Raw genomic sequence first — 25150 nt, forward strand, 5'->3', positions numbered from 1 at the left:
CGAATTATTTATCGAGATTATTGATTACATATTCATTCCGCCACATACATGAATAACTTGTCCACTCACATACGAAGATAATTCGGATGCAAGGAAAAGAGCAACATTCGCAACATCTTCGGGCGTTCCGCCACGCTTCAGCGGGATTTGTTTTGCCCATTCGTTGCGAACTTCTTCCGAAAGTTGGCCTGTCATGTCGGTAATGATAAATCCGGGAGCAATACAGTTGGCACGAATACCGCGTGAGCCAAGTTCTTTTGCAATAGATTTTGCCAATCCGATCATACCGGCTTTAGAAGCAGAATAATTGGCCTGACCAGCATTTCCCGAAACGCCTACCACAGAGCTCATGTTGATGATGCTGCCCGATTTTTGGCGCATCATGATAGGAGTTATTGCATGAATGAAATTGAATGCCGATTTCAAGTTCACGTTAATCACCATATCCCATTGCTGTTCGGTCATACGCATCATCAGTCCGTCACGTGTGATTCCTGCATTGTTCACCAGAACATCGATCCTTCCGAAATCATTCATTACTTCAGCAACCACTTTTTCGGTGTCCGCAAAATCGGCTGCATTCGAAGCATATCCCTTCACTTTTACGCCGAAGGCGGCTATTTCGCTTTCGGTAGCTTTTGCAATGTCGTCGATTGCCAAATCGGTAAATGCTACGTTAGCTCCTTCCGAAGCATATTTCAGAGCAATGGCTTTTCCGATTCCTCGTGCTGCTCCGGTAATCAACGCTGTTTTTCCTTCCAATAATTTCATTGTCTTGTTTATAATAAATTTAAAATGTAGATTTATTTTTGTAAAGTCCTCGAAAAATAAACCTCGAAATGAGCGCCTTGTCTTCCTCGTTTTGGGAATTGAGATTCAGTACGCCACGAATAATAGGCACTTCCAATCCTTTAAACGAAAAGTGGAGCAATGCGGCTGTTCGCGGAATATCGCTTACTTCGAAAATTCCTTCATCACATCCGTCCTTCAAAATAATTTCGAGATATTGAATATCTTTCAAATCAAATTCCTTACGCACATTTTCTACACGCCAGATGTCGCGAAAAAAACCTGCCCGCAAATTGCCATTTCTGCGTACTACTTCTTTCACAGCACTCAATCGAGTGAAAGCAAACAACATAATTTTTTCGTCGGCCGGTAGTTTTTGCTTTATCACTTCATCCAGTTTTTTATACAGCTCCTGGAATTCTGATTCTACTACAGCTTTATAAATTTCATTTTTACTGTTGAAGTACGTATAAAGTGTGCGACGACCACGCTTGGATGCCTCGGCAATATCGTTCATGGTGGTGTTTTCGACCCCATTTTTAGCGAACAATTGTCGAGCTACCTCAATCAGACTTCGTTTTGTTTTCGATGTAGGTGCCACAAAAAATGCACAATTTATGATTATGTGTGCAAAATTAGCATAAAGTTTTCATTTCTGAAAGAATATGCTTTAAAAAAATCCCGACAAAAGAACATCATTATTTTTTCTGAAGATCACTCGTTTTGAAAAATTTGAGACGCATTTGTCTTATCCGTAAAGAAATATTTGCCGCACTTGTTTTGGATATACCAAAAATCGCTTTATTTTTGCAAGAAAAAATGAAAAACTTTCTTACCAAAAGTTCATCTTAAACTATTCGAAGATTTACGTGATGACTATTTCTATGTGAAATAAAAAACTATAATCACCTATTTTTCCGAACAATTAAGGGTAACACAACAAGTCGTGTAAAAACAGTAATACTCAAAAAAATAATATGGAAAAGACTAAAAAATTCATTCTTCCCGAATCGGAAATTCCTACGCAGTGGTACAATATTGTAGCCGAAATGCAAAACAAACCGAAACCCATGATAAATCCGCAAACCAAGGAGCCAATCAAGGCCGAAGATTTGTTTCCACTTTTTGCCGAAGAACTTTCGCGTCAGGAAGTGAATACGACCGATGCATGGATTGATATTCCCGAAGAGGTGCGCGACAAATACAAGATTTATCGCCCTACTCCACTCGTTCGCGCCTATGGACTGGAAAAAGCCCTCGATACACCGGCTCATATCTATTTCAAAAACGAAAGTGTGAGTCCGGTAGGTTCACATAAACTCAATTCGGCATTGCCTCAGGCTTATTATAACAAATTGGACGGCACAACCAATCTCACCACCGAAACCGGCGCCGGACAATGGGGTACGGCTCTTGCGCTTGCCTGCAAGATGTTCGGTTTGGAACTCGCCGTTTATATGGTGAAAATCAGCTATGAGCAAAAGCCTTATCGCCGCTCACTCATGCAAACCTGGGGTGCACAAGTGATAGCATCGCCGAGCATGTCCACCAAAGCCGGTCGCAAAATCATAACGGATAATCCTACTTATCAGGGAAGTTTGGGAACTGCTATTTCCGAAGCCATCGAACTGGCTATGCAGACACCGCATTGCAAATATGCACTGGGCAGCGTGCTCAATCATGTGTCACTTCATCAAACCATCATCGGATTGGAAGCCGAAAAGCAAATGGAAATGGCGGGCGAATATCCTGACGTAATCATCGGATGTTTTGGCGGCGGATCCAATTTCTCGGGAATTTCGTTTCCATTTCTCCGCCATAAACTGAAGGGTGAAAAAAACACGCGTTTTGTTGCGGCCGAACCAACATCCTGTCCAAAACTCACACGTGGAAGCTTTCAATACGATTTTGGCGACGAAATTGGTTATACGCCGCTTATCCCGATGTTCACGCTTGGGCACAATTTCGCTCCGGCAAACATCCACGCCGGCGGATTGCGTTATCACGGAGCCGGAAGCATCGTAAGCCAACTGCTCATCGATAATCTTATCGAAGCAGTGGATATCGAACAGCTCGACACATTCGAGGCCGGAATTCTTTTTGCCCGCACCGAAGGGATCATCCCTGCTCCCGAATCCACTCATGCGATTGCCGCTGCTATCAACGAAGCATTGAAAGCCAAAGAAGAAGGTTCAAAGAAAGTAATCCTTTTCAATCTTTCCGGACACGGGTTGATTGATATGAGTGCTTACGACCAGTATTTGGCCGGCGACTTGATCAATCACGAAGTGAGTGACGAAGAGATTGCTAAAAACCTGGAAATGTTGGCATAACTTCGTGTCAAATAATAGGACGAAGAAATCTGTCGTTTTTTATTTTGAAAAAATGCCGATAAAATTTGTTTTTCCCGATTTAAGGTTTTATCTTTGGAGTACCAAAAGCGTTGAATGAGTTATTGCCGCATTGGTCGATTGGGAAACTCATCAATAATATTCTAAAGACCGAGACAAGTTTTCGTTATCAATGGCGGGCCGCGCCTTCGGGTATTCCGATTGATCGGAACGGCGGATTACAAAGATAGCGAGACACTCAAATCCTGTAATAAGGAGTTTCGTCTTATTCCACCAGTGCGGCTCCCTATAAAAAGCAGATGGAGAAGAGATTGATTCTTTCACCGTCTGCTTTTCCATTATTTATTAAAGCAAAAAACTTATGAAACGATACTGGGAATTGTTTGTGGTTTTTTTTAAAATTGGCGCTTTCACATTTGGAGGTGGCTATGCCATGATACCCCTCATTCGCAACGAGGTGGTTTCAAAGAAAACTTGGCTTGACGACAATGAGTTTATGGACATGTTGGCTATTGCTCAATCCATGCCGGGCCCAATCTCTCTAAACACGGCGTTGTTCGTAGGAAATAAACGGCTCGGATTTAAAGGAAGTTTGTTTTCCGCTGCCGGTATTATATTGCCTTCGTTCATCGTTATATTGTTTCTTGCAATCGTTTTTACCCAATTTAAAGAAAATCCTTACATCGAACGTATTTTCAAAGGCATTCGACCCGCTGTTGTTGCTCTCATAGCCGCACCGCTACTTGGACTTGGAAAATCGGCCGGCGTAACTCGAAAGAACATCTGGATTCCGGCCGCGGTAGCCATCTGTGTTTGGCTTTTACATATATCGCCCATATATATCGTAATGGTATGCATCGCGTTGGGCTTACTGCATTTTGCTCGAATCAAACGCACTCTCCGATAATATGCAACTGATCGAATTGTATCTGAGCCTTTTTATTTCATTTTTCAAAATCGGATTGTTCGGTTTTGGAGGAGGCTATGCCATGTTGCCTTTGATCCAACACGAAATAGTGGATGCCCATCATTGGATTTCGGTAGCCGATTTTACGGATATCGTAGCCATTTCGCAAACCACTCCGGGACCTATTGCTTTCAACTCGGCCACCTATATCGGTTACGCGAGTGTTACAAATCTCGGATTTTCGAATTTTCAGGGAATTATCGGGTCGGCCATTAGTACATTGGCCGTCAGTCTTCCATCGATTATCATCATGACCATCGTCTGTGCTTTTTTTGCCCGACTTAGCAACAACGAATGGATGCGCGCTTCGCTCTCGGTTTTGAAACCGGGGGTCATCGGATTGATTGCTGCTGCAGCGCTAATGCTGATTAACAACTACAATTTCATCGATTATAAAAGCTGGATTATTTTCGCAGCAGTTTTTATAGCTTCCCTCAAAAAAATCGATCCAATTTTGCTTATTGTCTTTTCGGGAATTGCGGGACTTGTGCTTTACTGATGCAATGGCCGATATGCGATTTCAGGATTGCACTTTCTGGTAAGCCAATCGTTCCGATCCATCGGCTAAATAAATTATGCCGCAATAAGTGAATCCATACGATTGCAGGATATGCTGCATGATATGATTGTCGCGATGCGTATCTACTCTTACATTCGAAATCCGATTGAAACACCAGTCAAAAACACAACGTGCAACGCCTTTTTCTTCACCGCCGGAAGCCATGCGATGAACAGTGCCATAAGGCGCTTCGTTAAGCCACTTGCCGTCATATATTTTCCGATAAGTAGGATCTTCACCGATAATGAAACAAAACGTCGCCACAATAAGTCCATTTTCGTTTTCACAAACAAAACTGTGCCCTGCTGCTATTTCGTCACGAATAAAAGCTTCATTCGGATATCCGTTGACCCACTGCTGATGATTACTCTGCGAACGCATGAAATTGCGCGCAATATCATAAAGCCGCATTACCCGATCGAGATCGAGAATCGTTGTGCAACGTATGTTTGTAATCATAGCTTGCAGTTATATTGCTATTTCATGAAATATCGGAACTAAAAACTTTATTTGCCCGACTTTTTCGGGGTTGTTTTTTTCGTTCCGGTTTGTTTTTTGGTAGATTTTCCCGTTGTCTTATCCTTCTTATCCTTATCGTTTCCGGCTTCGGCAATAATCGCACGACAATCATCGAGCGTCAATTCTGACGGATTCATTTTCTTGGGAATCTTGTAATTCTCTTTTTGGAACGAAATGTAAGGGCCATAACGACCGTTTAATACCTGCAATTCGGGTTCTTCGGGAAATGTTTTGATAATTTTTTCGCGATCTTTCTGTTCTTTGGCTTCGATAAGAGCAATCGCCTCTTCGGCTGTAATTTTGAGCGGATCCATTTCCTTCGGAAGGGACACATACTTGCCATCATGCTTCACATAGGGGCCGAAACGTCCCACTCCGACAGTCATTTCCTTCCCTCGAAATTCACCTAAATGACGGGGCAATTCGAAAAGCTTCAAGGCCTCTTCAAGCGTGATGGTCTCGATGGAGTGACCATTTTGCAGAGAAGCAAAAATCGGCTTCTCCTCTTCGTCGGATGTCCCGATTTGTGCAAGGGGGCCGAAGCGACCAATTTTGACGGACACTTGTCGTCCCGATTTGGGATCTGTACCCAAAATGCGTTCGCCCACCTTGTGTTCGGAACGCATATTCAAGGTATCCTCTACAATCGGATGAAATTCTTTATAAAAATCGGATATCGATTTGTTCCACTTTGCCTTACCTTCGGCAATCTGATCGAAATCCTTTTCCACTTCGGCCGTGAAATTGTAATCGACAATCGAGGGAAAATATTCCACCAGAAAATCATTCACTACCATGCCGATATCTGTCGGCACAAGTTTTCCCTTATCGATTGCCGTTTTCTCCTTTTTAACGACATCCTGAATTTTCCCGTTTTTGAGTGTCAATATATTATATGTTCGAGGCTCTTCTTCCACGTTCCTTTTTTCCACATATCCGCGATTGAGAATGGTGGAAATGGTAGGAGCATACGTGGATGGGCGTCCTATTCCCAATTCTTCCATCTTGCGCACAAGCGAAGCTTCCGTGTATCGTGGCGGATGCTGTGTGAAACGCTCAGTGGCATTGGTTTCGTTCATGACAAGTGCTTCTCCTTTTTTCATCGGTGCAAGCAAGCCACTTTCATTGTCAGCCTCCTCGTCGTCGGTGCCTTCGGTATAAACACGCAGAAAACCGTCGAATTTCACCACTTCACCGGTTGCTACAAATTTACCGTCGGCATTCGAAATATCGATGTTGGCCGTCGTCTTTTCGAGTTCGGCATCAGCCATTTGTGAAGCAATCGTACGTTTCCGGATAAGGTCGTAAAGACGTTTCTCCTGCGCCGTTCCTTCGATATCCTGTTGGTTGAGATAGGTTGGGCGAATGGCCTCGTGCGCCTCTTGTGCACCTTTAGACTTGGTCGTGAACTGCCGCGTTTTTACATAACGGTCGCCATATAATTCTTTGATTTCGGATTTTGCCGAATTGAGTGCCAATGTCGAAAGATTGACCGAATCGGTACGCATATAGGTTATTTTTCCCGATTCGTAAAGTCGTTGTGCCACCATCATGGTTTGAGCAACCGAAAAGCCGAGTTTTCTCGAAGCTTCTTGTTGCAGGGTGGATGTTGTGAAAGGTGGTGCAGGTGAACGTTTGACCGGTTTGGTAACGATGTCGCCAACGGTAAAGGTTGACGATTTCAATTTCTCGAGCAACGCCAGCGCTTCTTCCTTTGTTTTCAGGCGTTTATTGTATTCGGCTTTTATTTCGTAAGTTTGTCCGCCTTCTTCCTTGGTGAAAACGGCGACAATGCGATAGGTAGCTTCCGATTTGAAATTCTGTATTTCACGCTCTCGCTCCACTATCAGCCTCACGGCAACCGATTGCACCCTGCCTGCCGACAGCGCCGGTTTGATCTTGCGCCATAGCACTGGCGACAGTTCGAACCCTACAATACGGTCGAGCACACGGCGTGCTTGTTGGGCATCCACCAAATTCTGATCGATTTGACGTGGATTTTCGATTGCGGCAAGAATGGCCGGTTTGGTAATTTCGTGGAAAACAATGCGCTTCGTATCCTTATTTTTCAATCCCAACACTTCGTACAAATGCCACGAAATGGCTTCTCCTTCACGGTCTTCATCGGATGCGAGCCATACAGTGTCGGCATTTTTGGCCGCTTCTTTCAGTTCGGAAACCACCTTTTTTTTATCGGCGGGAATTTCGTATATTGGTGTGAATTGATGTTCGATGTCAATGCTGAAATCTTTTTTCTTCAAATCGCGAATGTGTCCGTAACTCGACATGACGTGAAAATCTTTTCCTAAAAATTTTTCGATAGTCTTTGCTTTTGCGGGGGATTCTACGATTACCAAATTTTTTGCCATTCGATTCCTTTTTCTTTTTTACAAGTAGTTTATGCTGCTTTCGGGTGCAAAAGTAGTAATTTTGGGTTATTCGCACCTAATTTTTCGATAATTAAGTAAAATATTCGATTTCAAAGCTATTCATTTGTCGGGCTCAGCACTTCCACACCATAAATGGCCGACAGATCTGACAAAAGCTTCTGTGAAAGCGATCTGCGAATGCGTAATTGCATGCGGCAATCTTCGGCAAATTGCTGTTCCCACTGAACTTCGTCAAATTGTTTGAGGACGCGCATCACCTCGTTCAGCAAGTCGTAGCCGAAACGGATGTGCAGCACGTCGTCCACCGTTTTCTGCACAATCTGTGCATTGGCTATAGCCGAAGCGGCTGCCTCACGATATGCCTTGATGAGTCCGGAAGTTCCAAGAAGCGTACCGCCAAAATATCGAACCACAATAATCAGAACATCCGTTAATTCTGCCGAATTGATTTGACCCAGAATGGGTCGGCCTGCCGTTCCGGACGGTTCTCCGTCATCGTTCGATCGATAATCGGTACGCTCCCGGCCCAGCATATATGCCCAACAAACGTGACGCGCATCGTAATATTTTTTTCGAACCGATTCGATCATTTGCTTTGCTTCATCTGCCGATTCCACATGATAGGCAAACGACAAAAATTTGCTTTTCTTTTCGGTTACGATGGCTTCGCCCGACTGATCGATGGTGAGATAAGTATCTGTCATTGACTTTTGAATGGTCTCTGCATGTTGCATTCCGAACAACAAAAGTACAAAATTAATTGCCGGATTAAGATTCGCAGAATTGGCGATTAAGGTTAATTCGGTCATATTTTTTCGATAAAGCCATCCAAAGAATCAGCGTTTTCATTATTTTTAGGGCTGAAAATACAGAATGCATCAACAAATTCATATCCATGAATCGATTTATTTTTATCATTCCCGCAATTTTCCTGCTATTTCAAAGTTGCGAAAGCAAGAAAAACGGAATTATCATGACTGTCAATGGCCCAATTTCTTCCTCTAAAATGGGTCTAACACTCACACACGAGCATGTGTTGGTCGATTTCGTCGGCGCAGATAGTTTTAGCGTTTCCATGTATAACAAAAACGAGGTTATCGACAAAGTTCTTCCATTTCTGCAAGAAATTAAAGATTTGGGATGCACGACCTTTATGGAATGCACGCCCGAATTTTTAGGACGGGATCCGCTGCTTCTTAAAACATTGTCGGATAAAAGCGGACTGAATATTATCACGAACACGGGATATTACGGAGCCGGAAATAATAAGTTCGTTCCCTCGTCTCTTCAGAAAAAATCTGCAGAGGAATTGTCCGATATTTGGGTTGCCGAATGGCAGAACGGCATTGACGAAAGTGGCATTAAACCGGGTTTTATAAAGATCGGAGTCGATGGCGATTCGCTTTCGTCGTTTCATCAAACGCTCATCAAAGCTGCCGGCCTGACACATCTGAAAACCGGTTTGGTGATTGCTTCTCATACGGGACCGTATATCCTTGCTTTTCAGCAGATAGAAATTCTCGAAAGCATAGGCGTATCGCCCGATGCATTTATCTGGGTGCATGCACAAAACGAGACGGACAGGTCGAAATTGGCTGGAGCAGCCTCGAAAGGTGCATGGATCAGTTTGGATAATATATCTACGGACAATATCGATGAAGTTTTATCCACCATCCGGTATTTGGATGAACGTGGCTGTTTTCATCGGATACTGCTTTCGCACGATGCAGGGTGGTTCGATCCCGCAAAACCCGATGGCGGTGATTTCAGAGGATTCACCACGCTATTCACCAAACTTGTTCCCCTGATGCGTGAACAAGGGTTTTCGGAAGAAAAAATAAACCTTCTTTTGGTGGAAAACCCTGCAAGAGCTTTTGAAGTAAGGGTAAGGAAAATTGAAAATCAAAACACCTTCTGAATATTTATTTTTATTACTTTCGTGGAATTTTACGAAATAAAACATTTCAATTTCCCACGTGAAAGACAATAACAAGGCTATTCTTTACGTTTCCATAACCGTTCTGAGTTGGGCCACCGTAGCATCGGCGTTTAAACTGGCTCTATCGAGCCTTACTTATTACGAATTGCTTCTGATTGCCTCCTTCACGGCGTTGATCGCATTCGCAATTATTCTCACCTTTCGAAAGAGATGGTTTTTGCTTCGCTCGGTCAATAGAGGACAATGGAGAATGTTTGCCATTGCAGGGATGCTCAACCCTACAATGTATTATCTGGTTTTGTTCAAATCATACGAATTGCTTCCGGCTCAGATTGCGCAACCCATCAATTATATGTGGCCGGTGGTGCTTTCGGTAATGCTGGCCATTTTCGCGCGACAGCGCATCCCCGCTTTCAAATTTGCCGGTATGGCGATTTCATTAGCCGGAGTTGCGGTAATTTCTGTAGGTCCGGGACAATTAACGGGAGTCGGCCTTTCGGTGCTCGGTCTTACGTTAGGCATTGGGAGTGCTTTTGTGTGGGCAACCTACTGGCTTATAAACAGGATGAATGCCGAAACCGATCAGATCATGAGTTTATTTCTCAATTTCTTTTTCGGAACTATCTATTTGTTGATGATTGCGCCGTTTATGAAAATCGAAATTTCTTCGTTGCAGGGTGTTTTAGCTGCGGTATATTCAGGGCTTTTCGAAATGACCATCCCTTTCATTTTTTTCGGAATAGCATTGAAGAAAACCGACAATCCTGCACTCATCAATCATTTGTGCTATCTTTCTCCGTTTCTGTCGCTTTTTATAATACACTTGATTTTAGGCGAAAGCATTTACCCCACAACATATATCGGCTTAGCTCTCATCGTAGGAGGACTTCTTTTCAATGAATATATCGGGAAGAGAATGAGCAAAAAAATCTAAAACCGACGCTTCTCGAACCAAAAATGTAAAATCCGATATCAATCGGGCTGTTCTTCCGGTTGTGAATGCAATATGAGATAAGCATTTATGCGCATTCTAACATTTTCCCTCATATTCATCCAAAACAAATTGTAATCAAACACATGAAGGTTTTTTAATTGAAAACACAAAATATCAATATTCATCCTTCGAATGATTGATACCCAACAGCTTCACTATCTCGACAACCACAATCGGGACAAGAGACAATCCGAAAATATAAATCCAGTGGATATCGTCCATAGGAACAATACCGAAAATCTTCATCACTCCCGGAATCAATAGAATTGCAAACATGAGAGCCGCCGCAATGGCACTTGCTCCAATGAGTACCGGGTTGTGCAGTGGATTGGAAGTAAATGTTGATCGTTTGTTTGAATGCAAATTGCGCACATGAAAAAGTTGAGCGAAGCCCAGAACTGCAAATGCCATCGTTTGTCCCAATTGCTGTCCCCCATCGCGAAATCCGATTAAGTAGGCAAAAAGGGTAATGATGCCGATAGTTATTCCTTGATAAATAATTCGCCACGACATTCCTTTGGTGAAAAATCCTTTTTTCGGATCTCGCGGACGTCGTGTCATAATATCTTTTTCGGCCGGATCCATGCTCAGCGCCAAAGCAGGAAGACTGTCGGTAACCAAATTGATCCACAGAATAAGAATAGGTGTGAGCGGATTACCCAAATTCAGAATCGAAGCAATAAAGATAGCCAGCACTTCGCCGACATTCGATGAAAGCAGATACTGTATTGCTTTCAGGATATTGTCGTAAATGCGACGTCCTTCTTCCACGGCGCCCACGATGGTGGCAAAATTATCGTCGGTTAGGACGACATCTGAAGCATCTTTGGCTACTTCTGTCCCTACAATTCCCATTGCAACCCCGATATCGGCTTGTTTCAACGCAGGCGCATCGTTTACTCCATCGCCTGTCATGGCCACTATTTCACCATTGGCCTGCCATGCTTTCACTATTCGTACCTTATGTTCGGGTGCAACTCTTGCATATACCGAAAGGTTATACACGTTTTGAGTCAGTTCTTCATCACTCATCGCATCCAGATCATTTCCCGTCACAGCTTTATCGCCCGCCGAATAAATTCCGATTTCTTCCGCAATTGCCATAGCCGTCACCTTGTGGTCGCCTGTGATCATCACCGGGCGTATGCCGGCCGTTTTGCACCGCTTCACGGCTTCAACTACTTCGGGACGAGCCGGATCAATCATTCCTAACAAACCGACGAAGATCAAATCATTTTCTATTGTATCCACATTAACCTCTTTGGGAAGAGCATCAATATCTTTGTAAGCCACACCCAATACCCTCAGAGCCGATTTGGCCATGCCGATATTCTTTTCGCGAATATTTTCTTTATCTTCTTCTGAGATAGGACGTACCTCACCTTGAATAAGAATCCGCGTACACACCTCCAAAACTTCGTCAGTTCCTCCTTTAACATTCACACGAAGCGTATGATCGTTCAGTTTGTTAATCGTTGTCATACGCTTGCGTTCAGAGTCAAAAGGCACTTCTCCCACACGAGGAAATTGCTTCTCTTTTTCGTTTTTATTCATTTTGAGTTGCAGCGCCACATCCACAATAGCGGTTTCGGTAGGATCACCCGAATTTTGATGAGTACCGTCAGGCAACATCTTCAGATGGGCATCAGTGCATAAAAGAGAAGAAATTAGCAATGTTTGTGTATCATCGTCAATATCTTCGGGTGAGTGGAGATTTCTGAAATCAATTCGATTGCCTCCCGCCCATCCTTCTACTACGGTCATTTTGTTTTGTGTCAGCGTCCCCGTTTTATCCGAGCAAATAACAGTTGCGCTCCCCAATGTTTCTACTGAAGGAAGTGTACGAACGATTGCATTGAGTTTTACCATGCGTTGAACACCAATGGCAAGCACAATGGTGGAAACAATTTGTAAACCTTCAGGAATGGCTGCAACTGCTAAACTGACAGCCATCATGAACATCTCGAGCCAGTCGTGTCCATAAATAACGCCTACGGCAAAAATCACCACACAGATTCCAATCGCAACATAACCCAAAATTCGGCCAAGCTGCTGCAATCGTTTTGCCATTGGGGTTTCGGTTTCTCCTGCATTTTGCAGCATTTGGGCAATCTTTCCCACTTCGGTTTCCATTGCCGTGCTCACTACAACCCCTTTTCCTCTTCCGTAGGTTACAATACTTGTCGAATAAGCCATATTCTTCCGATCACCGAGTGGAATATCTCCTCCTTCGAGTGTCATTGTATCCTTCTCTACCGCAACGGATTCCCCCGTGAGAGCCGACTCTTGAATCTTCAAATTCACTGCTTCAATCAGCCTCATGTCTGCAGGAACAATATCTCCCGTATCCAAAACCACGATGTCTCCCGGCACAACTTCAGTCGATGGAATTTCGGTCACTTCACCATTTCTCAGCACCTTCGTATGCGGCGCACTCATTTTATTCAAAGCTTCGAGCGACGATTGAGCTTTTCTTTCCTCAACCACACCGATAATCGCATTGACGATCAGGATAGCAAGAATTACCCATGTATCGATAAGACCCTCGCCATTGGTCATTCCGACAATACCTGAAATAATGGCTGCAACCAGTAAGATAACCACCATACTGCTCTTAAACTGCTCCAGAAAAATGTCCCAAAGCGATTTTTGTTGGGTAGCCTTCAATATATTCGGACCAAATTTTTCTTTTCGTTTTTCTACTTCTTCTTCCGAAAGCCCAACTTCCGGCGCAACAGAAAAGTTCTTGAGTATTTCTTCGATGGATTGATTGTAAAAACTCGTCATTTTTCAAACATTTATGCTCTAAGACAAAACACCTATTTTTTTTATTCATAGTTTAACAAACGAAATTTCGAAATGTTTTTGAAGGTAAAGTATATTTGAGACAACAGCATTATCATCATCAAACAACAAATACTGTTTCAATCTATCATGCAATCACTTCCCTCATCACTCTATTCGATATTATTAGCTGAGGAGTGGATAAATTTTCGAACAATATGTTCTACAACATAATTATTTAACATCGATGCAATTTTCACAATTAAGCCTGTTTTTGCTAACTTTCGGCCGATATAATCGTGTTCGACTTTGCGGCAAATCACAAAGCAAAGTCGTTTTAATTTTGCATAATTCTTGAAATATTAAATCATTCTTCTCATCATGAAAGTTTATAAAACGAAAGACATTAAAAACATTGCCATTATTGGCAGTTCGGGATCAGGTAAAACCACCCTCGCTGAGGCTATCCTCTTCGAGAGTGGAGTTATAAAACGCAGAGGATCGGTTGAGGCCGGCAACACGGTATGCGATTATTTCCCGGTAGAAAAGGAGTACGGTTATTCGGTGTTTTCCACTCTATTCAGTATCGAATGGAAAGATAAGATGATGAATTTCATCGACTGCCCGGGATCGGACGATTTCGTGGGGGGAGTTATTTCTGCATTGCACGTAACAGATACTGCTCTAATGGTGATTCATGCAGGTAATGGCGTGGAAGTTGGTACAATCAACCAATTTCGTTATACCGATTCGTTGCACAAACCTCTCGTGTTCCTTATTAACCAAATGGACAACGAAAAAGCAGACTACGACAATACCCTCAACAGCCTGAAGGAAATGTATGGGAACAAAGTAATACCCATTCAATATCCTATCGGAAGCGGAAGCCATTTCGCAGCCATAGTAGATGTATTAAAACAAAAAATGTATAAATGGAATCCCGGAGATACTGCTCCCGCCGTGCTTGACATACCATCGGAGGAAAAAGAAAAAGCCGACGAGTTGTATCGTCAATTGCTTGAAGCTGCTGCCGAAAACGACGAAACCTTAATGGAAAAATATTTCGATCAGGGCACCTTGAGCGAAGAGGAAATGCGCGACGGGATTCAGAAAGGGCTCACAAGCAGGAGCATTTTCCCGGTTTTTTGTGCTTCGTCGGCCAAAAACATGGCAGTACACCGCCTGATGAATTTCTTAAGTATGGTTGCACCTTCACCCGATCAGATGCCTGCACCCGTAGATAACGCCGGCAACGAAGTGAAACCCGACCCTACAGCACCTACCAGCTTATTTTTCTTTAAAACTACAGTAGAACCACACATTGGCGAAGTTTCTTATTTTAAGGTCATGAGCGGCACTGTGAAAGAGGGAGATGATCTCACCAACGCCAATCGAGGATCCAAGGAGCGACTTGCTCAAATACAAACCGTTGCAGGACAAATTCGAAATAGAGCAGAAGAATTACAGGCCGGCAACATCGGCGCTGCGGTAAAACTTAAGGACGTTAGGACTGGAAACACTCTTAATGCAAAAGGCGTCGATCATATTTTCGATTTTATAAAATATCCGGAACCACGTTATCGCCGCGCAATACGGCCGGTGAACGAAGCAAATGCCGAAAAACTAAGCGAAGTTCTTACGCGCATGCGCGAAGAAGATCCGACCTGGATCGTGGAAAATTCGAAAGAACTCAAACAAACCATTGTTTCGGGACAGGGCGAATTTCACCTCAAAACGCTCAAATGGCGTATCGAAAACAACGACAAAATCGAGATCGAATTTATCGAACCAAGAATTCCTTATCGCGAAACCATCACAAAAGCTGCACGTGCCGACTATCGACACAAAAAACAATCGGGAGGCGCAGGTCAGTTTGGCGAAGTGCATCTTATTGTCGAACCCTACTCCGAAGGAATGCCAATGCCCGATATATATAGATTCAACGGACAAGAATATAAAGTTCAGGCTCGGGATGTTCAGGAAATCGATCTCGACTGGGGCGGAAAACTGGTTTTCGTCAACAGCATTGTCGGCGGAGCTATCGATGCACGATTTCTTCCTGCTATTCTCAAAGGCATCATGGGGCGCATGGAACAAGGCCCCCTCACCGGATCGTATGCCCGTGATGTGCGCGTTATCGTGTACGATGGTAAAATGCACCCTGTGGATTCCAACGAAATATCCTTTATGCTGGCAGGTCGTAACGCTTTTAGTATCGCCTTCAAAAATGCAGGTCCCAAAATTCTTGAACCCATTTATGATGTTACAGTCTCCGTGCCATCCGAATATTTGGGAGATGTGATGAGCGATTTGCAGGGTCGCAGGGCTCTAATCATGGGAATGGAAAGCGAAAAAGGATTTGAGAAACTTAAAGCAAAAGTTCCCTTGAAAGAAATGAGTTCCTACTCTACCACACTTAGCTCACTGACAGGCGGTAGAGCATCATTCACGATGAAGTTTGCAAGCTACGAACTTGTTCCTTCGGATGTGCAAGAAAAATTGCTCAAAGAATACGAGGCTCAAGAAAAAGAAGAGTAATCATTACGCCCTTTTATCCATACACAAAACCATTTTTATTTTTTGCGAGAGCTGCCTCCGGCAGCTCTCATTTATTTTAATCACGCAATAAATTAACCGACGAGAAATACTTCGCATCTGTTGGTTAAATTGGAACAAAAATTCGTCGAAAAAAATATTTTGTGTTACATTTGTGGAAAATGACAAATACAAACCCATAATACTCTGTCGATGAAAAAGATATATCTGATCTACTTAATGCTTTCAACTACACTCACTATTTTTGCTCAAAACATGGAAGGCTCTTATCGTAATGGAAACGATCTGTTGAAATTCGAAGGCAACCGACTACTATTCGATATGGAAGAAGTCGGGGGGTTATCCAATCAGATAGGAAATGGAACATACCGACAAATAAATAATTATATCATCGTCGATACCGACGAATACAATGGCGAAAAAACCACTGTAGAAAGATTGCCTCAATCGAAAAAAGATACCATATCAGTCACCGTAGCAGATTATCACAACAATCCTCTATCCGGTGTGTTGGTGGAATCGCTTACTGAGTCGGGAAAACTCATCATGAGTGCAACTACCCGAAACGACGGACGATTACTTTTCCTGCCAAACGGCAAAATGAAAAAATTTCGTATTTTCGAAATGGGATTCGACGATATTGAATTTGACATTCAACCCAACGAAGACTATCATGTTAAAATGTCGGATCAGAAAAGTGTCGAAAACAAAACCGTAGTCTTCAGACTTAGAGAAATAGACGAAGAAACGATTGGAGTCATGTTACTCTCCACCGATTTCAAACAAGGCAAAGACCTGCAAAAATCGCTCGATAAGCTGTATCAAAGTGCGCTCAAGAAAAACTTTCTGGAAAAACGCATGAAGAAATGAAGAGAAATTGGCACTTTTAATTTGATATTATTTATCAATTACCTTAATTCGGCAATTCAGTTTTAAATTTAAAGAAGCATAGCGTTGATAAAAAAACAAAGTAAATCTTACACGAAGATAAAATTAAACTTATAGGTCAAAAAGTAGGCTGAAAACTTCCGAAAGGTCGAATATGATTAGGTTTAATCCGTTAAGTTAACACTGCTGACGAAACCATAAAGCTCCTTGAAGATGTAACAGCACCTAATGGTGGACGTTGGTCCAATTTAACATGAATGAACTTAAACGAAGAAAAGCAAGTCTGAAAAACGGTAACGAATGTTTGACAGACAATGGACTGAATACGAATTACAATCTACTAGACTTTTGGCGCTGGAGCGTATCTGACCTTTTGAGTAATGCCACACGTGGAAGACTTGCCGAATTTATTGTAGGAACGGCCATTGGAATAAACTCTGAAAATTTGAGAGATGAATGGGATGCTTACGACTTGATTACAGATGACGGAATAAAAATAGAAGTCAAATCTGCCGCATACATCCAAAGCTGGGATCAAAAAAGGTTTTCGACTATTTCGTTTTCAATCAAACCGACCAAATATTGGGATGCTGAAACGAATATTTACCGTGACGAACCAAAACGACATGCTGACGTTTATGTATTCTGTCTCTTGAAGCATAAGGACAAAAATACCATTGACCCGTTAAAATTGGAACAATGGGATTTTTATGTTTTGCCCACTTATCGTCTTGATAATTACCAAAGAAGCCAAAGTTCGATTACAATAAATTCGCTGGAAAAACTGACCAACCCCAAAAAGTACAGTGAACTAAAAGACGAGATAACAAAAGCCTATGAAGAACAAAAAACTACACGCAGGAATGGATAAAAAAGGAAAACGGCGATCTCAAAGTTTAAACCTTTCCAAAACTTTTAACGAAGCCAACAAAAAATCCCGGTTTTCATCAACAATCTTATGAATCTTGACCATTATTTTTACACTATTTCCGGTTTTTTCATTTATTTCCTAAGATTTGTTTAATTTCCTCGTAATTGATTACTTCTTTCTCTAAAAGAAGTGTAGCCATTTTTTCTAACAGAAGTTTTTTCTCGTTCAGCAGTTCCTTTGCTTCTTCGTAGCATGAATTGATTAGTTCGGTCGTTTCCTCATCGATTATTTTTTCGACGTATTCCGATCGGCGTTCGATACCGGGTGCATGTCCCAAAAAACCGGACTCAGACTTGCTTACCAGGGAAATATTCGGTAATTTTTTGCTCATCCCGTACACCACGATCATGTTTCGTGCCAGCTGTGTGGCTCGTTCCAAATCGTTGGAAGCTCCTGTGGATATTTCTCCGAAGGTGATTTCTTCGGCTGCTCGACCTCCAAGCAACCCTTTTATTTTGCCCCTCAGTTCGCTTTCGGTCATCAGATATCGATCTTCCAGAGGCATTTGCATGGTATAGCCTAATGCTCCGATTCCTCTGGGAACGATGGAAACCTTTTGCACTTCATCGGCTCCCGGTGTAAAGTAGCCAACTATGGCATGGCCACTTTCATGATAAGCAACTATTTTCCGTTCTTTCTCGTTAATCAATTTGTTCTTTTTCTCCAAACCTGCAATTACCCTTTCGATAGCTGCTTCAAAATCTCCCATGGTAACCGCATCTCTGTTTTTCCTGACAGCCAGAATAGCAGCTTCGTTGCATACGTTGGCAATTTCTGCGCCCGCAAAACCGGGAGTTTGTGCAGCTAACCGCTTCAGATCGACATCGGATGCTAATTTAATATTGGCGGTATGTACTTTAAAAATCGCTTCGCGTCCTTTCATGTCGGGTTTATCAACAACGATCTGCCGATCGAAACGACCCGGTCTTAAAAGAGCAGGATCGAGAACCTCAGGACGATTGGTCGCTCCTATAATGATTACACCCACGCTCGAATCGAAACCATCCATCTCCACAAGCAGTTGATTCAGGGTGTTTTCCCGTTCATCATATCCTCCTCCGTAAACGGCTGCGGCCCGGCTTTTGCCTATGGCATCGATTTCATCGATAAAAATGATGCAGGGAGCATGAGCCTTGGCTTCCGTAAAAAGATCGCGTACTCTTGCCGCTCCCACCCCTACAAACATTTCCACAAAATCGGAACCGCTTATGCTGAAAAACGGGACATCCGCTTCGCCTGCAACGGCCTTTGCCAACAACGTTTTTCCGGTACCCGGAGGACCGACAAGTAAAACCCCCTTCGGCAGTTTACCTCCTAAGCGGGTGTATTTTGAAGGATTCTTCAGAAAATCGACCAGTTCTTTTACTTCTTCCACCGCTTCATCTATTCCCGCTACGTCTTTAAAGGTAATCGGATTTTCGGGCTTTTCGGCCATAATACGGGCTTTGTTTTTCCCGATTTCCAACATGGGATTTTTGGCTCCCATCTTTCTGAAAATGTATCCCCAGACAGCTATGAGAAAAATGAAAGGCAGAATCCAGTTCAGAAAAAAATTTTCCAACGTTTTATCTTCGAAATGACCTTTAAAGTCGACGCCGCATTCCCTGAGTTCCGCTAAGAGGTATTCTTCATTCATATGAGGTATGCGGTTGACAACAAATTGTTTCCGCACTTGCTGTTCAACACTCGGAATACGTATCCTCCAAGGTGCGGTGGGTGCTTCTGTAATATTCCTCGAAATGCTGTCCTCAGTATTAAGATAACCGATTATTTTTTTATCGAGGAAAACAATCCTTTGGACTTTACCTGCACGAATGGAATCGAGAAATTGACTGTAAGTCAGTTCCTTTGTCCCTTGGGTATTTGGGAAAAATATCCATTGCAATCCCATAAATACCAGTAAAGCGGAAAGCCAATAAATCCATGAATATTTTTCGCGTGGTGTCATCTTAATGAGCTGTTTTGAAATGGAACTTAAGCGAGATTAACGATGGATTTGAAATCTGAGGCTAAAGTTAACTTTTTCATATCGTATCAAATATAGAATCTTTTGAATATCTTTAGAGACTATCATTGCACAAAGATAGCCAAAATGAAATTATTCGGTAATTTTTTACTCTAATAAATCGTGTTAGCAAGAAAACGTCTGTATATATTACTCAAAAAGTACCACAACCACACATTTCAATGGAAAAGTATACCGGTCAGCAACAAGAATGGATAGCATCCGTTCATAAAAATGATAAGCATGTATACAAAACAGGAAATAATCATCAGGAGTTATCGTGAGGGAAAAAGTCAGAGACAAATATCGCGAGAACTACAAATAAGTCGCAAGACGGTAAGAAAGTATCTCAGAGAACATGAAGAGGCACTGCAAACGGCCGTGAGTGAAGCAGCAGGTCGGACAATCAATTTATCGAGAGCACCAATCTATAAGAAGGCACAACCACGCCCAAAAATAAGATTAACCCGTGAGGTGGAGGCCGTCATAGAGGAGTTACTTGAAAAGAACGAACAAAAGAAGCAGCAAGGGAGAGGAGACATCACGCAGATAGAGCTCGCGCATCAGATCACTCAGATCCACACTACATCCTTCTTTTTTGCGGGGTGTGACCTGTACATGTCCTTTGTCGTTGATGGAGAAATAACCGTTTCCCCAGCCGTTGATATTATACAACTCTTCCGAATCTTCAATGCGCCATTTTCTCATTCCAACAAACAGTATTTAAAGGTGATAATTGATGATGAATTAATAACCTGCAAAATAAAGCAATAATTTCGGGTTACGGAGCCGGTGGGAGAAAAATGATGCTGAAAACCTCCTTTTCCAGTCTGAAAAAGAGTGTATAACTTTTTTTAACGGAATAAGGGCAACATTTTATCTGCTTCATGCATCTATGAACAGTAAATATATATCATTTCAAACAGAATCATTATGAGAACAAAAATCCATACACTGCTATTAGCGGGCATCGCCGGTTTGTCTTTGGCTTCGTCATGCGATAAAAACAACGGCGATAGCGATACACAGGATTTGCCGGACCCCATTCAAATCAGTCTGCGGTCAGCCGAAAAGGAGATGGTTCAATCGGATCAGTCGTTCGCATTTGACTTTTTCGCCAATGTGTTCGATGAAGAGTCTGTTGCCGAAGACCTTAATTTCATGGTGTCGCCGCTCAGCCTGAGCATGGCACTGGCCATGACCTGGAACGGAGCTGCTGGTGAAACCAAATCGGCCATGCAGCAGACACTGAAAATGGGAGATTATGCCGAAGAAGAGCTAATAAACAGTTATTACAAAAAGCTGAAAGAGGCTTTGTTAAAAACGGATCCCACCACCAAACTTTCGATTGCCAATGCTATTTTCACCAATCAGTCGGTGTTGATCAATCCCGATTTTATCCGTACCAACCAATCCTATTATGATGCCACGGTGCAGCCTGTCGATTTTTCCGGTACCGCTGCCACGGGTATCATTAACCAATGGGCATCGGATCATACAAACGGATTGATTAAGGAAGTGATTGACAAGACCAACGCCTACGATCTGATGTATCTGCTCAATGCCATCTATTTCAAGGGGATATGGACAAGGGAATTTGACGCAAAAAATACCTCCCGGTTGCCATTCACCCGTGAAGACGGAACCATACAGCAGGTTGATATGATGAGACAAATGGCGACGTTTAACTATACAGAAGATCAGCTTCTGCAGATGGTACAACTACCCTATGGCAACCAGGCGTTCAGCATGATGGTGTTACTACCCCGGCAGGGGAAGAGGCTGCAGGAGGTGGTGGCTGCAACACGGCAAACTGACTACTGGAACGGCCTGAAATCGGGATTGCATGAAGCCGAAGTGGATCTGTTCCTGCCGAAATTCAAGACGGAGTACAGTAAGAAATTGAACGATGTGCTCTCGAAGATGGGTATGGAGATTGCCTTTACCGATGCTGCCGATTTCTCCGGAATGACGGATCATCCTGCTAAAATTGCTTTCGTGAAGCAGGATACCTATATCAGTACCGACGAGTCGGGCACAGAGGCGGCAGCCGTCACGACCGTAGGCATGGAACTGACATCAATGCCAGCTGAACCGCAAAGAGTGGTCTTCAACGCCGACAAGCCGTTCATTTATATCATTCAGGAGAACTCCACGGGAGCAATCCTGTTTATGGGTGCAGTGAAAAACTTGAACGATTAAGGACTCCCTATTCATTTTTGAGTCCAGTTTAAAAACACATTTAATTTAAAGCTCGCATCGCTGGCATATTTAACCTGAGAACGTCCTTCGAATAAAAATATTCCAGGCAAAGCCAACTAGCGAAAAAATTACGTACAAAAATTGCTGATTTTCGCAATAAATGGTTTGTTATTAACATAATATTATATAAAGCAGTAGGCATTGGCGGATCAAACCCGTCTGTAAGCGCTTTTTTGGCCACGTACCGGTATATTCTTCCAAAATTGATGGCAATCATGGCATTAACCGCGAATAAAGTTGTTTTAAATATCCCTCTTACTTTTGTTTTCCCGTTATTGGTCCTGGTCTTAAACTCTTTCATGAGCGCCTCCACGTTTGGCCGGATCTTTCTTCGCTGCGCGGGGATGTTCAGGATATTGTTGTTGCGCTTGTTTTTCAGGTAGTCTTCATGTTTAAAACAATATCTTCCTTTGTTTTTAACCATCGGGCATTTTTCTTTTAACGAGCATCCCCGGCATACCGCCAGGTCGAACCGAACTTTATGACGTTGTTTGGTGGGCGTGGACAGCACTTGTTGACCGGGACATTTCACCAAGTAGCCAGCCGGCGATTGGCCGGTTTGTGCAATGATTATATCCACCTCACATTCACGGCCTCTCACGGCAGTGGTCACCTGCGTGATCCCCAATTCTTCAAATTTCTTGTCGTTCGCTTCACTGCCATAACCTCCATCGGTATGCATTTCCTTTAACTCCGGGGTTTTCTCCATGATCGGATCGATCCGCTCGTTTAATACCAGGCTGTCATCGGTGTTGTTGGGGGCCACTGCAATGTCGGTAACCAGTTGGATGGGGTTGTCCGGGTGCCCCGTCTCAGTTGCGTTAATCACGTATCCTTTGCCGGACTGTTCCCGCTTTTTACGATAAGTGGCATCCGGGTCATCGGGCGATTGCAGCATCCCGCTGTGTAATTCCTCCGTAGGCCTTGGGTTGATTTCTTGTTCCACCACCACGAAATGTTCCCGGTAAACCCGCTCGAAATTGATCAATTCCTGGCTGCCCTGGTAGCGCTGGTTTTCTTTTATTTGGTTGTGCACCGTGTAATACACCTGCCCCAGCTTTTCCAGTTCATGGGGCAAGTCCTTCGATTTTAGAGCGTAAACGTATTTCTGGCTTCCCTTCTCCAGGTAAGCCTGCAACTGCTCACCGATGGCCTGTTTGTCTGTTTCAGAAAGTTTTTTCCCCAGGCGAAGCAATACTTCGATCAATAACTGTACCCCGGAGTATTTCCGGATGTTGGAAGAAACCATCGTGGAATCGGTTCGTTGAATGTCGGTCTTCAGGGACAACTCTCGGATTTGTTCGGCGGTTAACCTATCAAAAACCGGTTCAATTAAATTCACCCCGATTTGTTGTTCATATTCACCCGGCCGGTTCTGAAAATTAAACAGGGTGGCCCCGGAAAAGGGTACCTCTTCAATGCTTACCGGGCCCAAGGCTGTTTTAAAACGCAGATCGAACAGGATGCTTTCCATCAACTCATCATAGCTCAACCCTTTGAGTTCCTTTAATACCAGTGCGGATACCAAAATATTAATGGGCACGTTCGGACGGCTTGCCTTTTCAGAAAACAAGGGTTGAAAATCCTGTTCCCGGATATTTCTGAATATCAAATGGTGAAACCATTTCTCTTTTGAACCGGCAAGTAAATCCCGCTGCTTTTTACAAAGCTCGTTCTCGAAACTGAATAATGCCGGCTGGTTGTTTAATTTAAACATGTTGTTTCCTTTTATTTGTTCAGACATAAAGGTACAACTTATTTCGTTGATATCCAAATATTTGCGTTCAACATGAAACATTTTTACCGTTGACTATCAGATACTTACAAAATTGTTGATAATTTTTTAACTAACTGATATTAAACGAAATAGTACCACCGGTTATGAACAGTTATAACCACCAATTTTGCTCATTACCTTTTTAGACTGGACTCATACATCCTACGCAAGTCTTTATAACCGTTGCGATCAACGGCGATTCCATTATTAACCCACAACGCAGCAATTCCGAGTTAAATGCCTTATCGATTTGGAATTTATTTTAAAAAAATGTTTGGAGGGGTACGGATTTTTCTCACAAATGGTTTTTGTTCAAATCCCCCACCTCTTTACCTCATTCATCTTCCCCGTCATCTCCCACTTATCTCTATCTTTCCTACGCTATAGCTCCGACATAGCTCCGAGGCAACTCCATGTCAACTCCAAGTTAACTCCAAGTTAACTCCAAGTTAACTCCATAGCAACTATCAAGCAACTATCAAGCAACTATCAAGCAACTATTACTTTCCAAAAAGTTAATGAAATTAAATAAATAAAGATAATGCGTTCATCGGCACTATCTTTGTCTTATAGGTAACCAATCGATAAAATTGAAAAAAATAATGGCTAAATTCGAATCAAGCACTTTTGGTGAAATGTCCGGACGATTAGGCAAAGTAGTTGCGGTAAAACGCAACGGGAAAAACTTCCTGCGCGAATATACCGTTCCGGCCAACCCTCAAACGCTCAAACAACAGGCAAATCGTATGAAATTCACGTTTGTCAATCGCAGCCTGACACCATTGCGCCAAGTCATCAAACGAGGCTATCTCGACACTCAGGCTTTTCCAAAAGTTTGCAGTAAGGTACTGAAAACGGCCGTCGAAGGTGAATATCCCGATTTCGCCATCGATTTTTCGAAGCTGCAACCGGCGGATGGCACTTTGCCGCCGGTGGGAACGATTACGGCTGAAACCCGAAAAAGCACATCCGAAGTTACTGTCAAATGGCAAATCGCACCTGAAGGGCAATTGCAAGGGAATGCAGACGACAAAATCTCGCTGGTGTTTTTTGATGAAGCAACAGGATCATGTTTTTTTCACGAAAATATCGGTTCTCGCTCCGACCAAATGGTTACCGTATTGTTACCCGAAGCAAACAAAGAAAATCCTATCCACTGTTGGGCTTATTTATCTACAAACAACGGCAACATGAATTCTTCGAGTGTATATATAGGGCAATTGAAATGGTAAAACCAAATCCATACCAACTCCATACCAACTCCAAGTAGAATTCTGTGATATTATAAGCTAAAATATCGACTGAATGATTTCAATAGTTCGGTAAATATTCAATTAACTAATTAATATTCAATGTTTTATATAACAAAGTTTAACATAAAAAATAAGGTTAAGTAGCTGATTATCAGTATCTTTATAGTAATTCCAAACACTGTAAAG

At 42.8% G+C, this 25150-nt stretch carries 18 protein-coding genes and 2 pseudogenes; 11 read left to right on the forward strand and 9 right to left on the reverse strand.

Going from position 1 to position 25150, the window contains the following annotated elements:
- Positions 1 to 24: 24 nt before the first annotated feature.
- Positions 25 to 771, reverse strand: coding sequence for a 3-oxoacyl-[acyl-carrier-protein] reductase (gene fabG / locus EJN84_RS09600; RefSeq protein ID WP_129595222.1), 747 nt, complete (start codon positions 769 to 771; stop codon positions 25 to 27).
- Positions 772 to 790: 19 nt separating this feature from the next.
- Positions 791 to 1390 (reverse strand): TetR/AcrR family transcriptional regulator, encoded by a 600-nt coding sequence (locus EJN84_RS09605; protein WP_129595223.1) that lies wholly within the window; start codon positions 1388 to 1390, stop codon positions 791 to 793.
- 376 nt (positions 1391 to 1766) lie between these two features.
- Between EJN84_RS09605 and EJN84_RS09610 the strand changes: the two genes are divergently transcribed.
- From EJN84_RS09610 to EJN84_RS09620, 3 genes are all read left to right on the forward strand, one after another.
- Positions 1767 to 3122 (forward strand): TrpB-like pyridoxal phosphate-dependent enzyme, encoded by a 1356-nt coding sequence (locus tag EJN84_RS09610; protein ID WP_101486056.1) that lies wholly within the window; start codon positions 1767 to 1769, stop codon positions 3120 to 3122.
- 379 nt (positions 3123 to 3501) lie between these two features.
- Positions 3502 to 4047, forward strand: coding sequence for a chromate transporter (locus EJN84_RS09615; protein WP_129595224.1), 546 nt, complete (start codon positions 3502 to 3504; stop codon positions 4045 to 4047).
- Between the two features lies 1 nt (position 4048).
- The gene (locus EJN84_RS09620; RefSeq protein ID WP_129595225.1) at positions 4049 to 4606 is read left to right on the forward strand and encodes a chromate transporter; all 558 of its coding nucleotides are present in this window, start codon (positions 4049 to 4051) and stop codon (positions 4604 to 4606) included.
- A 21-nt stretch (positions 4607 to 4627) separates the two neighbouring features.
- On the opposite strand, the gene EJN84_RS09625 is transcribed toward EJN84_RS09620, so the two are convergent.
- From EJN84_RS09625 to EJN84_RS09635, 3 genes are all read right to left on the reverse strand, one after another.
- The gene (locus tag EJN84_RS09625; protein WP_129595226.1) at positions 4628 to 5125 is read right to left on the reverse strand and encodes a GNAT family N-acetyltransferase; all 498 of its coding nucleotides are present in this window, start codon (positions 5123 to 5125) and stop codon (positions 4628 to 4630) included.
- Positions 5126 to 5172: 47 nt separating this feature from the next.
- On the reverse strand, positions 5173 to 7554 hold the full coding sequence (gene topA, locus EJN84_RS09630; RefSeq protein ID WP_129595227.1) for a type I DNA topoisomerase: 2382 nt from the start codon (positions 7552 to 7554) through the stop codon (positions 5173 to 5175).
- 116 nt (positions 7555 to 7670) lie between these two features.
- On the reverse strand, positions 7671 to 8279 hold the full coding sequence (locus EJN84_RS09635) for an IMPACT family protein (protein ID WP_129595239.1): 609 nt from the start codon (positions 8277 to 8279) through the stop codon (positions 7671 to 7673).
- Positions 8280 to 8470: 191 nt separating this feature from the next.
- On the opposite strand from EJN84_RS09635, the gene EJN84_RS09640 reads away from it, so the two are divergent.
- Together EJN84_RS09640 and EJN84_RS09645 are read left to right on the forward strand one after the other, a co-directional pair.
- A complete protein-coding gene (locus EJN84_RS09640) occupies positions 8471 to 9493 on the forward strand; it encodes a phosphotriesterase family protein (RefSeq protein ID WP_129595228.1) in 1023 nt (340 codons plus the stop codon).
- Positions 9494 to 9551: 58 nt separating this feature from the next.
- Entirely contained in the window at positions 9552 to 10448 is an 897-nt protein-coding gene (locus EJN84_RS09645) for a DMT family transporter (protein WP_129595229.1), read from the forward strand.
- Positions 10449 to 10622: 174 nt separating this feature from the next.
- Here the strand turns inward: EJN84_RS09645 and EJN84_RS09650 are convergent, their stop codons facing one another.
- Positions 10623 to 13295: a calcium-translocating P-type ATPase, PMCA-type gene (locus EJN84_RS09650; protein ID WP_129595230.1), complete on the reverse strand. Its 2673-nt coding sequence runs from the start codon at positions 13293 to 13295 to the stop codon at positions 10623 to 10625.
- Between the two features lie 378 nt (positions 13296 to 13673).
- Between EJN84_RS09650 and EJN84_RS09655 the strand changes: the two genes are divergently transcribed.
- The 3 genes from EJN84_RS09655 to EJN84_RS09665 all read left to right on the forward strand — a co-directional run bounded on the left by EJN84_RS09655 (position 13674) and on the right by EJN84_RS09665 (position 17607).
- The gene (locus tag EJN84_RS09655; protein ID WP_129595231.1) at positions 13674 to 15830 is read left to right on the forward strand and encodes an elongation factor G; all 2157 of its coding nucleotides are present in this window, start codon (positions 13674 to 13676) and stop codon (positions 15828 to 15830) included.
- 210 nt (positions 15831 to 16040) lie between these two features.
- The gene (locus EJN84_RS09660; protein WP_129595232.1) at positions 16041 to 16718 is read left to right on the forward strand and encodes a hypothetical protein; all 678 of its coding nucleotides are present in this window, start codon (positions 16041 to 16043) and stop codon (positions 16716 to 16718) included.
- Between the two features lie 271 nt (positions 16719 to 16989).
- Positions 16990 to 17607, forward strand: coding sequence for a hypothetical protein (locus EJN84_RS09665; protein ID WP_129595233.1), 618 nt, complete (start codon positions 16990 to 16992; stop codon positions 17605 to 17607).
- A 127-nt stretch (positions 17608 to 17734) separates the two neighbouring features.
- On the opposite strand, the gene ftsH is transcribed toward EJN84_RS09665, so the two are convergent.
- Entirely contained in the window at positions 17735 to 19615 is a 1881-nt protein-coding gene (gene ftsH / locus EJN84_RS09670) for an ATP-dependent zinc metalloprotease FtsH (RefSeq protein WP_129595234.1), read from the reverse strand.
- A 300-nt stretch (positions 19616 to 19915) separates the two neighbouring features.
- Here ftsH and EJN84_RS12555 point away from each other — a divergent pair.
- Positions 19916 to 20020: pseudogene (locus EJN84_RS12555) on the forward strand (sigma factor-like helix-turn-helix DNA-binding protein); the annotation flags it as partial.
- 171 nt (positions 20021 to 20191) lie between these two features.
- Here the strand turns inward: EJN84_RS12555 and EJN84_RS09680 are convergent.
- A pseudogene (locus EJN84_RS09680) lies at positions 20192 to 20380 on the reverse strand (hypothetical protein); the annotation flags it as partial.
- Positions 20381 to 20605: 225 nt separating this feature from the next.
- On the opposite strand from EJN84_RS09680, the gene EJN84_RS09685 reads away from it, so the two are divergent.
- Positions 20606 to 21874, forward strand: a complete 1269-nt coding sequence (locus tag EJN84_RS09685) for a serpin family protein (protein ID WP_129595235.1) — start codon at positions 20606 to 20608, stop codon at positions 21872 to 21874.
- Positions 21875 to 21914: 40 nt separating this feature from the next.
- Here the strand turns inward: EJN84_RS09685 and EJN84_RS09690 are convergent, their stop codons facing one another.
- Positions 21915 to 23678: a transposase gene (locus EJN84_RS09690; RefSeq protein ID WP_165004242.1), complete on the reverse strand. Its 1764-nt coding sequence runs from the start codon at positions 23676 to 23678 to the stop codon at positions 21915 to 21917.
- Between the two features lie 635 nt (positions 23679 to 24313).
- Here EJN84_RS09690 and EJN84_RS09695 point away from each other — a divergent pair.
- Positions 24314 to 24943 carry a DUF6266 family protein gene (locus tag EJN84_RS09695; RefSeq protein WP_129595237.1) on the forward strand — a complete coding sequence of 210 codons (630 nt, stop codon included), beginning with the start codon at positions 24314 to 24316 and terminating at the stop codon, positions 24941 to 24943.
- Positions 24944 to 25150 lie beyond the last annotated feature (207 nt).

It is taken from the genome of Seramator thermalis (assembly GCF_004138125.1).
Lineage (GTDB): Bacteria > Bacteroidota > Bacteroidia > Bacteroidales > Dysgonomonadaceae > Seramator > Seramator thermalis.